The following is an 11,943-nucleotide window of genomic DNA, read 5'->3' on the forward strand; positions in this document are numbered from 1 at the left end:
GAAACAATAACAACGGAGCCACGGCCATGACCCTGGGACTCGAATACCTCAATAGCCTGCTTGAAGAAGACAAGGAAAAGGGCATCTACCGCTGCAAGCGGGAGATGTTCACCGATCCGCGGTTGTTCGATCTGGAGATGAAGCACATCTTCGAGGGCAACTGGCTGTACCTCGCTCACGAGAGCCAGATCCCCGAGAAGAACGACTACCTCACCACCACCATGGGGCGCCAGCCGATCTTCATCGCACGCAACAAGGACGGTGAGCTGAACGCCTTCCTCAACGCCTGCAGCCACCGTGGCGCCATGCTGTGCCGGCACAAGACCGGCAACAAGGCTTCCTATACCTGTCCGTTCCATGGCTGGACCTTCAACAACTCCGGCAAGCTGCTCAAGGTCAAGGATCCGAAGGAGGCCGGCTATCCGTCGAGCTTCAATTGCGACGGCTCCCACGACCTGACCAAGGTCGCGCGCTTCGAGTCCTATCGCGGCTTCCTGTTCGGCAGCCTCAATCCCGACGTGCCGCCGCTGGTCGAGCATCTCGGCGAGTCGGCGAAGATCATCGACATGATCGTCGACCAGTCGCCGGACGGCCTGGAAGTGCTGCGCGGCTCGAGCAGCTACATCTACGAGGGCAACTGGAAGCTGACCGCCGAGAACGGCGCCGACGGCTACCACGTCAGCTCGGTGCACTGGAACTACGCGGCCACTCAGCAGCAGCGCAAGCAGCGCGAGTCCGGTGAAGAGATCAAGACCATGAGCGCCGGCAGCTGGGCCAAGAACGGTGGTGGTTTCTACTCCTTCGACAAGGGCCATCTGCTGCTCTGGACCCGTTGGGCCAACCCCGAGGATCGCCCGCTGTACGAGCGCCGCGACGAGCTGGCCGGCGAGTTCGGCCAGGCCCGGGCCAACTGGATGATCGAGAACTCGCGCAACCTGTGCCTGTACCCGAACGTCTACCTGATGGACCAGTTCAGCTCGCAGATCCGCATCGCCCGGCCGATCTCCGTGGACAAGACCGAGATCACCATCTACTGCATCGCCCCCAAGGGTGAGAGTGCCGAGGCCCGAGCCAAGCGCATCCGCCAGTACGAGGACTTCTTCAATGTCAGCGGCATGGCCACCCCGGACGACCTGGAGGAGTTCCGCTCCTGCCAGCTGGGCTACCAGGGCAGCCGTGGCTGGAACGACATGTCGCGCGGCGCCGAGCACTGGATCGAGGGCGCCGATCAGGCCGCCGAGGAAATCCAGCTCAAGCCGCTGCTTTCCGGGGTGCGCACCGAGGACGAAGGCCTGTTCGTGCTGCAGCACCAGTACTGGCAGCGGACCATGATCGAGGCGCTGCACAAGGAACAAGAGCAACTGATCCACGTGGAGGGTGCGTGATGAGCATTTCCTACGACGTCGTGCGCGACTTCCTCTACCGCGAAGCGCGCTACCTGGACGACAAGGAGTGGGACAGCTGGCTGGAGCTGTATGCGGCCGACGCCAGCTTCTGGATGCCGTCCTGGGACGACAACGATGAGCTGACCGAAGATCCGCAGAGCGAAATCTCGCTGATCTGGTACGGCAACCGTGGCGGTCTGGAGGACCGGGTCTTCCGCATCAAGACCGAGCGCTCCAGCGCCACCATCCCGGACACCCGCACCTCGCACAACATCAGCAACATCGAGATCCTCGAGCAGGCTGACGGGCTGTGCAAGCTGCGCTTCAACTGGCACACCCTGAGCTTCCGCTACAAGACCGTGGACAGCTACTTCGGCACCAGCTTCTACACCCTCGACATGCGCGGCGACAGCCCGCTGATCAAGGCCAAGAAGGTGGTGTTGAAGAACGACTACGTGCGTCAGGTCATCGACGTCTACCACATCTGATTACCCGTTCGGAGCCGGCGCAGGCGCGCATCTGAGGCAGGGAGGCCGGTTGCCTTCCCGCCAGGGGCGAGCTCGCGCCAAAACGCCCGAAACCGTGTGTAACCACTGCCAAGCGAGGTGTGCCATGAGCCACAAGATCGCACTGAATTTCGAAGACGGGGTCACCCGCTTCATCGATGCCGACGCCAGCGAAACCGTCGCCGACGCCGCCTACCGCCAGGGCATCAATATCCCCCTGGACTGCCGCGACGGTGCCTGTGGCACCTGCAAGTGCTTCGCCGAGGCCGGCCGCTATGAGCTGGGCGAGGACTACGTCGAGGACGCCCTGAGCGAGGAGGAGGCCGAGCAGGGCTACGTGCTGACCTGCCAGATGCGTGCGCAGAGTGACTGCGTGGTTCGTGTGCCGGCGTCGTCGGAGCTGTGCAAGACCCAGCAGGCCAGCTTCGAGGCGGCGATCAGTGCGGTGCGCCAGCTCTCCGACAGCACCATCGCGCTGTCGATCAAGGGCGAGTCGCTGGCCAAGCTGAGCTTCCTGCCGGGCCAGTACGTCAACCTGCAGGTGCCGGGCAGCGAGCAGACCCGCGCCTACTCCTTCAGCACCCTGCAGAAGGATGGCGAGGTCAGCTTCCTGATCCGCAACGTGCCGGGTGGTCTGATGAGCAGCTTCCTCACCGGCCTGGCCAAGGCGGGCGACAGCATGACCCTGGCCGGCCCCCTGGGCAGCTTCTACCTGCGCGAGATCAAGCGACCGCTGCTGTTGCTGGCAGGCGGCACGGGCCTGGCGCCCTTCACCGCGATGCTCGAGAAGATCGCCGAGCAGGGCAGCGCGCATCCGCTGCACCTGATCTACGGGGTGACCAACGACTTCGACCTGGTGGAAATGGACAAGCTCGAGGCCTTCGCCGCGCGCATCCCCAACTTCAGCTTCAGCGCCTGTGTGGCCAATCCGGACAGCAGCTACCCACAGAAGGGCTATGTGACCCAGCACATCGAGCCCAAGCACCTCAACGACGGTGAAGTGGACGTGTACCTGTGCGGTCCGCCGCCGATGGTCGAGGCGGTCAGTCACTACATTCGCGAGCAGGGCATACAGCCTGCGAACTTCTACTACGAGAAGTTCGCCGCCAGCGCCTGAGAGCTCCTTTGGTCCGCCTACTCCGGTAAGCGGGCCTGTTTTATTCGAGAGGGCGGCCGGCCCGGAGCGCATCCGGGCGAAGCCGCCAGCGCAGTCCCGGAGTTGATCCGGGCTACGGGACTAGAAGCGTTGCGGGCCAGCCCATTGCCCCGGGTGCTTCGTTGAGTGAGGTCGGGACTATGAACAAGCGTTTTCAAGACAAGGTGGCGGTGATCACCGGCGCCGCCCAGGGCATAGGTCGGCGGGTGGCCGAGCGCATGGCCGAGGAGGGCGCGCGCCTGGTCGTGGTCGACCGTTCCGAACTGGTCCACGAGCTGGCGCAGGAGCTGCCTGAGGGCAGTCCGCTGCTGTGCCTGACCGCCGATCTGGAGCAGTTCGACGATTGCCAGCGGGTCATGAAAGCGGCGCTCGAGCATTTCGGCCGCCTGGACATCCTGGTCAACAACGTCGGCGGCACCATCTGGGCCAAGCCGTTCGAGCACTACCGGGCCGAGGAGATCGAGGCCGAAGTGCGCCGTTCGCTGTTCCCCACCCTGTGGTGCTGCCACGCCGCCTTGCCACACATGCTCGAGCAGGGCAGCGGCGCCATCGTCAACGTTTCCTCGATCGCCACCCGTGGCGTCAATCGCGTGCCCTACGGCGCGGCGAAGGGCGGCGTCAATGCGCTGACCGCCTGCCTGGCGTTCGAAACCGCCGAGCGTGGCATCCGCGTCAACGCCACCGCCCCAGGCGGCACCGAGGCGCCGCCGCGTCGTATTCCGCGCAACGCCGCCGAACCGAGCGAGCAGGAGAAGCGCTGGTACCAGCAGATCGTCGACCAGACCGTGCAGAGCAGCCTGATGAAGCGCTACGGCACCATCGACGAGCAGGTCGGCGCGATCCTCTTCCTGGCTTCCGACGAAGCCGCCTACATCACCGGCGTGACCCTGCCGGTGGGCGGTGGCGACCTGGGCTGAGCCCGCTCGCCACCGCCGAGGGATAGACCCGCCAGGACGCACTCGTAGTACAACAACAAAAGAGTCCCGAGCCATGAACAAAATCGACGTCCACGACATCATCGACAACGCGGGCTTCACCCGCTTCCACTGGATGGTCATGGCGCTGTGCGCCCTGCTGCTGATCTTCGACGGCTATGACCTGTTCATCTACGGCGTGGTGTTGCCTACGATCATGCAGGAGTGGGGCCTGACTCCGCTCGAGGCCGGCGCCCTGGGCAGCTATGCGCTGTTCGGCATGATGTTCGGCGCCCTGGCCTTCGGCACCCTGGCCGATCGCATCGGCCGCAAGAAGGGCATCGCCATCTGCTTCGCGCTGTTTTCCAGCGCGACCATCATCAACGGTTTCGCCAGCAACCCGACCGAGTTTGGCATCTGCCGCTTCCTCGCCGGCCTCGGCTGCGGCGGCCTGATGCCCAATGCCGTGGCGCTGATGAACGAGTACGCGCCCAAGCGCCTGCGCAGCACCCTGGTGGCGGTGATGTTCAGCGGCTATTCGCTGGGCGGCATGCTGGCCGCCGGCGTCGGCATCTACATGCTGCCGCGTTTCGGCTGGGAGTCGATGTTCTTCGCCGCCGGCGTGCCGCTGCTGCTGCTGCCACTGATCCTGTGGAAGCTGCCGGAGTCGGTCGGCTTCCTGGTGCGCCAGGGTCGCCATGCCCAGGCCCGCGCCATCCTGCAGCGGATCGCGCCGGAGGTGTCGCTCGCCAATGGTGGCGAGCTGGTGATGAGTGAGAACAAGGGCAAGGGCGTGGCCGTGTTCGAGCTGTTCCGCGAGGGCCGCGCACTGCGCACCCTGTGCCTGTGGCTGGCGTTCTTCTGCTGCCTGTTGATGGTCTACGCGCTGAGCTCCTGGTTGCCGAAACTGATGGCCAGCGCCGGCTACAGCCTGGGTTCGAGCCTGTCGTTCCTGCTGGCGCTGAACTTCGGCGGCATGGCCGGCGCCATCCTCGGCGGCTGGCTGGGCGATCGCTTCAACCTGAGCAAGGTGATGGTGGCCTTCTTCATCGCTGCCGCCGTCTCCATCAGCCTGCTCGGCTTCAAGAGCGCGCCCGCGCTGCTCTATCTGCTGATCTTCGTTGCCGGCGCCACCACCATCGGCACGCAGATCCTGCTGTACGCCGCTGCCGCGCAGTTCTACGGCCTGTCGATCCGCTCCACGGGCCTCGGCTGGGCCTCGGGCATCGGCCGCAACGGCGCCATCGTCGGGCCGCTGCTGGGCGGCGCGCTGATGGGCATCAACCTGCCGCTGCAGCTCAACTTCATGGCCTTCGCCGTGCCGGGCGCGGTGGCGGCCGTCGCCATGACCCTGTTCGCCATCAGCAGCCAGCGCCGCCGCAATGCCGCGCCGGCTGCTGCGGTGGCGGCTTCCTGATCACACCCTGCGGAATCTGAGCCGAAATGAGCCAAGTCCTGATCGAAAGCATCGAGGCGATCATCGTCGATCTGCCGACCATTCGCCCGCACAAGCTGGCGATGCACACCATGCAGAAACAGACCCTGGTGGTGATCCGCCTGCGCTGCGCCGACGGTATCGAAGGCCTGGGCGAGTCCACCACCATCGGTGGCCTGGCCTATGGCAACGAGAGCCCGGAGAGCATCAAGCAGAACATCGACAGCCACCTCGGGCCGCTGCTGCTCGGCCAGGACGCGGCCAACATCAACGCCGCCATGCTGCGGTTGGACAAGGCGGCCAAGGGCAACACCTTCGCCAAGTCCGGCATCGAAAGCGCGCTGCTCGACGCCCAGGGCAAGCGCCTCGGTCTGCCGGTCAGCGAGCTGCTCGGTGGCCGCGTGCGCGACAGCCTGGAAGTGGCCTGGACCCTGGCGTCGGGCGACACCGCCAAGGACATCGCCGAGGCCGAGCAGATGCTCGAGGCGCGCCGCCACCGCATCTTCAAGCTGAAGATCGGCGCCGGCGAGGTCAACCGCGACCTCAAGCACGTGATCGCCATCAAGCAGGCCCTGGGCGACTCGGCCAGCGTGCGGGTCGACGTCAACCAGGCCTGGGACGAGTCGGTGGCCCTGCGCGCCTGCCGCATCCTCGGCGACAACGGCATCGACCTGATCGAGCAGCCCATCGCGCGGATCAACCGCGGCGGGCAGATCCGCCTGAACCAGCGCAGTCCGGCGCCGATCATGGCCGACGAGTCCATTGAGTCGGTGGAAGACGCCTTCAGCCTGGCGGCCGACGGTGCGGCGAGCATCTTCGCCCTGAAGATCGCCAAGAACGGCGGCCCGCGTGCTGTGCTGCGTACCGCGCAGATCGCAGAAAGCGCCGGCATCGCCCTGTACGGCGGGACCATGCTCGAAGGGGCGATCGGCACCCTGGCCTCGGCCCATGCCTTCCTCACCCTGCGCCAGCTGACCTGGCACACCGAGCTGTTCGGCCCGCTGCTGCTGACCGAGGAGATCGTCGCCGAGGCGCCGCAGTACCGCGACTTCCACCTGCAGGTGCCGGCGACCCCGGGCCTGGGCCTGACCCTGGACGAAGAGCGCCTGGCGTTCTTCCGCCGTCCCTAACGAGGAGATCGATCCCATGCTGTTCCACGTGAAGATGACCGTAAGACTGCCGGCGGACATGGACCCGGCCCGCGCCACCCAGCTCAAGGCCGATGAGAAGGAGCTGGCCCAGCGGCTGCAGCGCGAGGGCAAGTGGCGCCACCTGTGGCGCATCGCCGGGCACTACGCCAACTACAGCGTGTTCGACCTGGAGAGCGTCGAGGCGCTGCACGACACCCTGATGCAGCTGCCGCTGTTTCCCTACATGGATATCGAGATCGACGGCCTGTGCCGCCATCCCTCGTCGATCCATTCCGACGACCGCTAAGCCCGGCGCCATAACAACAACGCGAGGTTAACCGTCATGACTATCAAGATTTCCCACACTGCCGAGATCCAGAAGTTCTTCGAAGAGGCCGCCGGTCTCACTAACGATCAGGGCAGCCCGCGGGTCAAGCAGATCATGCTGCGCATCATCAACGACGCGGCGAAGATCATCGAAGACCTGCAGGTAAGCGACGACGAGTTCTGGACCGCCGTCGACTACCTCAACCGCCTGGGCGCACGCAGTGAGTTCGGCCTGCTGGTGCCGGGCCTGGGCCTGGAGCACTTCCTCGACCTGTTGCAGGATGCCAAGGACGCCGAGGCCGGCCTCACCGGCGGTACCCCGCGGACCATCGAGGGCCCGCTGTACGTGGCCGGCGCGCCGATCTGCGAGGGCGAGGCACGGATGGACGACGGCAGCGAACTGGCCGAGGCCACGGTGATGTTCCTCGAGGGCGTGGTGCGCGACACCGACGGCCAGCCCGTGGCCGGCGCTGTGGTCGACCTGTGGCACGCCAACACCAAGGGCAACTACTCCTTCTTCGACAAGAGCCAGAGCGAGTACAACCTGCGCCGGCGCATCGTCACCGACGCCGAAGGCCGCTACCGCGCGCGCAGCATCGTGCCGAGCGGCTACGGCTGCGCCCCGGACGGCCCGACCCAGGAATGCCTGGACCTGCTCGGCCGCCACGGCCAGCGTCCGGCGCATATCCACTTCTTCGTCTCGGCGCCGGGCCACCGCCACCTGACCACCCAGATCAACCTGGATGGCGATAAGTACCTGTGGGATGACTTCGCCTATGCCACCCGCGAGGGTCTGGTCGGCAAGCTGCGCTGCGTCGAGGACGCCGCCGCGGCCGAGGCCCATGGCGTGCAGGGTCGCTTCGCCGAACTGGTGTTCGACTTCGAGGTGCAGAAGGCGCCGGCGCCGGCCGCCGAGCTGCGCAGCCAGCGTCCGCGGGCCCTGCAGGACGCCTGAGTGCGTAGGGGGCGCCGCGCGCACCATTGAGGCCGCGTGCGGTTGGCAGGGTGCGCATGGCGCACCCTGCGGCGACTCCTGGAACCAAGGGTGGATGGCCACAGCGTCATCCACCCGAGGGTTCCCGCTTCACCCACAACAACAGCGATCCGGGCTTCTGGCCACGGATGGCGAGCTGCACCCTGACGACGAGGTCTTATGAAAACCTTGTTCCACGATTTCTCGCTGTCTGCCCTGGTGGCAGGCTGCATCGCCACGCTGATTTCCTACGCCGGACCCTTGGTGATCATCTTCCAGGCGGCCGACAGCGCCGGCCTGTCCCATGCCGTGTTGTCCTCCTGGGTCTGGGCCATCTCCATCGGCAGCGCCGTGCTCGGCATCGGCCTGAGCCTGCGCTACCGGGTGCCGCTGGTCATCGCCTGGTCGGCGCCGGGCTCGGCACTGCTGGTCACACTGCTGCCGCAGATCAGCCTGAACGAGGCGATCGGCGCCTACCTGGTGGCCAACCTGATCATCCTCCTGGTCGGCCTGTCCGGCGCCTTCGACCGCATCATAGGCCGCCTGCCGGCGGCGATCTCCGCGGCCATGCTGGCCGGCATCCTGTTCAGCTTCGGCACCGGCCTGTTCGTCTCGCTGAAGAGCCAGCCCGTGCTGGTGCTGGCGATGTTCGCCACCTACCTGATCTGCAAGCGCCTGCTGCCACGCTACGCGGTGATGGCGGTGCTGCTGGTCGGCGGTCTGGTCGCCTTCGCCAATGGCCAACTGCATGGCGAAGCGCTGGTGATCGGCCTGGCCGTGCCGGTGTGGATCACCCCGGAGTTCAGCCTGGCGGCGACCCTGAATATCGCCTTGCCGCTGGTGATGGTGGCGCTGACCGGGCAGTTCGTGCCCGGCATGGCGGTGCTGCGCAACGCCGGCTACCAGACCCCGGCCAGCCCGATCATCAGCGCCAGCGCCTTGGGCAGTCTGCTGCTGGCGCCATTCGGCTGCCACGGCCTGAACCTGGCGGCCATCACCGCAGCCATCTGCACCGGCCGCGAAGCCCATGAAGACCCGCGCAAACGCTACGTGGCCGGCGTCGTCGGCGGCCTGTGCTACCTGCTGCTGGGCCTGTTCGGCGCGACCCTGGTGTCGCTGTTCAGCGCCTTGCCCAAGGAGCTGATCGCCGCGTTGGCCGGGCTGGCGCTGTTCGGCGCCATCGCCGGTGCCCTGGCCGGCGCCATGGCGGTGCCGGAGGACCGCGAGGCGGCGCTGATCACCTTCCTGGTGACGGCCTCGGGCATGTCCCTGCTCGGTCTGTCGGCCGCCTTCTGGGGGCTGATCTTCGGTATCGCCGCCCACCTGCTGCTCGGCGCGCGACGCAACAACCAGGCGCCCCGGGCCGAGGCGCTGGGAGAACGGGAGGTGGCGCGCTAGGCCGGCCGTTCCATCGGTTATTGCCGCCCTGCCTGGGGGATGCCGGGGCAGGGCGGGGTAAGACCACCCGCTTGCGTGGCCGCGCCGCATGGCCGGCAAGGGTGGAAGTCAACACCACGACAACAACTACAAAGAGTGAAACGATGATGCAATCAAGCCGTGCACCCCGCGTATTGCGGGCCCCCCTGTCCCTGGCCGTCGCCCTGGCCTTGCCCACTAGCCTGATGGCGGCCGAAGGCGGTTTCGTCGAGGACAGCAGCGCCACCCTCACGGCGCGCAACTACTATTTCAGTCGCGACTACTCCGACATCGTCGGGCCGAACCAGCAGTCCAAGGCCGAGGAGTGGGCCCAGGGCTTCATCCTCAACTTCAAGTCCGGCTATACCCCGGGCACCGTCGGCTTCGGCGTCGATGCCGTGGGCCTGCTCGGTCTCAAGCTCGACAGCAGCCCGGACCGGGTCAATACCGGCCTGCTGCCGGTGACTGACGAGGGCAGGGCGGCCGACGAGTACAGCCGCCTGGGCGCGGCGCTGAAGGTCAAGGTTTCGAAGACCGAGCTGCGGATCGGCGAGCAGCAGTTGATGTTGCCGGTGCTCTACTTCGGCGATATCCGCCTGCTGCCGCCGACCTACCAGGGCGCCAGCCTGGTCTCCAGCGAGATCGCCGGATTGACCCTGCAGGCCGGCCAGCTGCGTTCCACCAGCCTGCGCAACGAAGCGGGCGACGGGGAGCTCGGCGCCATGGTGGGATTCGTCCCGCGGCGCCAGGCCGGTCAGTTGATCACCACCGACCGTTTCAACTACGGCGGCGCCGATTACGCCTTCAACCAAGGCCGCACCTCGGTCGGCGCCTGGTACTCCCAGCTGCAGGACCTCTACAACCAGCGCTACTTCAGCCTCAAGCACAGCGAGCCGGTGGGCGACTGGGTGCTCGGCGCCAACCTCGGCTATTTCGACTCGGCCGAGGACGGCGAACAGTTGCTGGGCCAGCTGGACAACCAGGCGGCGTATTCGCTGCTGTCGGCCAAGTACGGCGCCCACACCTTCTACCTCGGCTATCAGGCGATGTTCGGCGACCACGGCCTGCCGCGGGTGTTCGCCAACGTCAGCCCGCTGGGCAACGAGGTACCGACCTTCACCTTCGATTCGGCCGACGAGCGCTCCTGGCAGGTCCGCTACGACTACGATTTCGCCGCCATGGGCATGCCCGGTCTGGTCGCCGGGGTGCGCTACATCCAAGGCGACAACGTCGACACCGGCCGCGGCTTCGAGGGCAAGGAGTGGGAGCGCGACCTGGACATCGGCTACGTGGTGCAGAGCGGTTCGCTCAAGGGCCTGAACGTCAAGCTGCGCAACGTCACCGCGCGCTCCAACTACCGCACCGACGTCGACGAGAACCGGCTGATCTTCAATTACACCTGGAACCTGCTCTAAGCCCCTGGCCGCTCTGGCCCGGGCGCCGGAGCGGCGCGGCGGAGATAGGCGACACTTCCCATAAACTCGCGTCAATGGATAACCACGATGAACAACTATAAGAAAATCGGTATCACCCTCAGCTCCGCCGCCCTGACCCTGGCCCTGGGTGCCAGCGTACAGGCGGCGGAACCGGTCAAGGTCGGCTTGTTGCTGCCCTATACCGGCACCTACGCGGCCCTCGGCGAGGCCATCACCAACGGCATGAAGATGGCCATCGAAGAGCAGGGCGGGTCGCTCGGCGGGCGTGCGGTGGAGTACGTCAGCGTCGACAGCGAAGCCAACCCGGGCAAGGCCGTGCCGAACATGCAGAAGCTGGTCGATGGCGCCAGGGTCGACGTGGTGGTGGGCCCGGTGCACTCGGGGGTCGGCATGGGCGCGGTCAAGGTGGCCCGCGACAGCGGCGTGCCGCTGATCATCCCCAATGCCGGCTTCAACGCCGCCACTGGTCCGCTGTGTGCGCCGAACATCTTCCGCACCTCCTTCACCTCCTGGCAGACCGCCTACCCGATGGGCCAGGTAGCCGCCGACAAGGGCTACAAGAACATCGTCACCGTGGCCTGGCGCTACGGCTTCGGCACCGAGTCGGTGGACGGCTTCAAGGAAGGCTTCGAGAAGGCCGGCGGCCGTGTCAGCAAGGAGATCTACGTACCCTTCCCGGATGTCGAGTTCCAGTCGCAGCTGACCGAGATCGCCGCGCTCAAACCGGATGCGGTATTCGTCTTCTTCGCCGGTGGCGGCGCCGCCAAGTTCGTCCAGGACTACGCCGCCGCCGGGCTGCAGGGCAAGATCCCGCTGCTGGGCTCGGGCTTCCTTACCGAGGGCACCCTGGCGGCCCAGGGCCAGGCGGCCGAAGGCCTGCTGACCACGCTGCATTACGCCGACAGCCTGGACACCGAGCGCAACCGCGGCTTCCGCGAGCAGTACCGCCAGCGGTTCGGCAAGGAGGCGGACGTCTACGCGGTGCAGGGCTACGACAGCGGCTTGCTGCTGGCCCAGTCGCTGCAGAAGGTCGCCGGTAACACCACCGATCGTGCGGCCTGGATCGGCGCGATGGGCCAGGCGCGCATCGACAGCCCGCGCGGCGAGTGGACCTTCTCCAAGGCCCACAATCCGGTGCAGAACGTCTACCTGCGCGAGGTGAAGGGCGGCGTCAACCAGGTGGCCGGTATCGCGGCCGCAGACCTGGCCGATCCGGCACCGGGCTGCAAGCGCTAGCCAGCCCTGCGGCACCCGGCCCCGCGCAC

Annotated in this window: 11 protein-coding genes; all 11 read left to right on the plus strand. The window is 66.5% G+C overall.

All coding sequences use genetic code 11. From position 1 onward, the window contains the following. Positions 1–26 precede the first annotated feature (26 nt). Entirely contained in the window at positions 27–1,385 is a 1,359-nt protein-coding gene (benA, locus tag LPB260_RS14585; RefSeq protein WP_208709834.1) for a benzoate 1,2-dioxygenase large subunit, read from the plus strand. Continuing rightward, complete coding sequence (gene benB / locus LPB260_RS14590) at positions 1,385–1,873, plus strand: benzoate 1,2-dioxygenase small subunit (RefSeq protein WP_208709835.1); 489 nt, start codon at positions 1,385–1,387, stop codon at positions 1,871–1,873. Before benA ends, benB begins: the two co-directional genes overlap by 1 nt. A gap of 124 nt (positions 1,874–1,997) precedes the next feature. Continuing rightward, the gene (gene benC, locus LPB260_RS14595) at positions 1,998–3,008 is read left to right on the plus strand and encodes a benzoate 1,2-dioxygenase electron transfer component BenC (protein WP_208709837.1); all 1,011 of its coding nucleotides are present in this window, start codon (positions 1,998–2,000) and stop codon (positions 3,006–3,008) included. Between the two features lie 179 nt (positions 3,009–3,187). Continuing rightward, on the plus strand, positions 3,188–3,964 hold the full coding sequence (locus LPB260_RS14600) for a 1,6-dihydroxycyclohexa-2,4-diene-1-carboxylate dehydrogenase (RefSeq protein ID WP_208709839.1): 777 nt from the start codon (positions 3,188–3,190) through the stop codon (positions 3,962–3,964). Positions 3,965–4,037: 73 nt separating this feature from the next. After that, positions 4,038–5,378, plus strand: coding sequence for an MFS transporter (locus tag LPB260_RS14605; RefSeq protein ID WP_208709841.1), 1,341 nt, complete (start codon positions 4,038–4,040; stop codon positions 5,376–5,378). A 26-nt stretch (positions 5,379–5,404) separates the two neighbouring features. Further along, positions 5,405–6,526, plus strand: coding sequence for a muconate cycloisomerase family protein (locus LPB260_RS14610; RefSeq protein WP_208709843.1), 1,122 nt, complete (start codon positions 5,405–5,407; stop codon positions 6,524–6,526). A 16-nt stretch (positions 6,527–6,542) separates the two neighbouring features. Continuing rightward, on the plus strand, positions 6,543–6,833 hold the full coding sequence (catC, locus tag LPB260_RS14615; RefSeq protein WP_208709845.1) for a muconolactone Delta-isomerase: 291 nt from the start codon (positions 6,543–6,545) through the stop codon (positions 6,831–6,833). A gap of 36 nt (positions 6,834–6,869) precedes the next feature. Next, the gene (gene catA / locus LPB260_RS14620) at positions 6,870–7,808 is read left to right on the plus strand and encodes a catechol 1,2-dioxygenase (RefSeq protein WP_208709847.1); all 939 of its coding nucleotides are present in this window, start codon (positions 6,870–6,872) and stop codon (positions 7,806–7,808) included. A 198-nt stretch (positions 7,809–8,006) separates the two neighbouring features. Beyond that, complete coding sequence (locus LPB260_RS14625; protein WP_208709849.1) at positions 8,007–9,224, plus strand: benzoate/H(+) symporter BenE family transporter; 1,218 nt, start codon at positions 8,007–8,009, stop codon at positions 9,222–9,224. Between the two features lie 146 nt (positions 9,225–9,370). After that, positions 9,371–10,657, plus strand: coding sequence for an OprD family porin (locus tag LPB260_RS14630; RefSeq protein ID WP_208710253.1), 1,287 nt, complete (start codon positions 9,371–9,373; stop codon positions 10,655–10,657). Between the two features lie 87 nt (positions 10,658–10,744). Further along, positions 10,745–11,914 carry an ABC transporter substrate-binding protein gene (locus tag LPB260_RS14635; protein WP_208709851.1) on the plus strand — a complete coding sequence of 390 codons (1,170 nt, stop codon included), beginning with the start codon at positions 10,745–10,747 and terminating at the stop codon, positions 11,912–11,914. Positions 11,915–11,943 lie beyond the last annotated feature (29 nt).

The organism is Pseudomonas sp. LPB0260 (genome assembly GCF_013388395.1).